General features: G+C 51.0%; 1 protein-coding gene. It reads right to left on the reverse strand.

All coding sequences use genetic code 11. The annotated features are described in order from the left end of the window. A partial coding sequence (locus VJI93_RS08440; protein WP_324009266.1) for a hypothetical protein occupies window positions 1–563 on the reverse strand: 563 nt, incomplete at both ends.

Here is a 563-nt window from a genome sequence, read left to right on the forward strand (position 1 = left end):
GCCCGCAAAGAACATCAAGGCTGCCAAGGGCGGGCCATAGATCGACAGCTTTTGCAAAGCGGTCTGCATCCGCTGTCCATGCAGCATCCGCTGGATTATAGAGTTGGGGGGGGCGTCCCCAGGTTGCGACTGGATAGGCTCTAACAACACGGCGTGCAATTCCCCCTCTCCGGTACATATCCCATATTTCTTGCTCCGAAATCGACCGAGGCCAGCCAAAAGCCTCGTACATATCGCGCTTACCTCCGAAGGTAACGCCTAGTCGGCTAGACATCATGGCGCGTTGCATGAGGCTATACATGCGCATAGCGAAGCCACGAACCATGGGTTCAGGTGCATCCTTCATGCGATTTACCGGTGCTGCGCGAGGTTGCGAAAGATCAGTCATAAATCCTCCAAATGTGCTCAACGGCGCCCAAAAGTGACGGAACTGCGCCCTTTTCCGTGATTTTTGTTCAAATCCTGCGGTTTTTGCGCAAATCCTGCGGTTTTCTTGTCGTTTTTGTGTTTTTTTCGACCAAATGAGGCCATAAAAAACTACTTTTATTCCCAATAAGTAAATT

The sequence above is a fragment of the Parvimonas sp. M20 genome (assembly GCF_035282425.1).
Classification (GTDB): domain Bacteria; phylum Bacillota; class Clostridia; order Tissierellales; family Peptoniphilaceae; genus Parvimonas.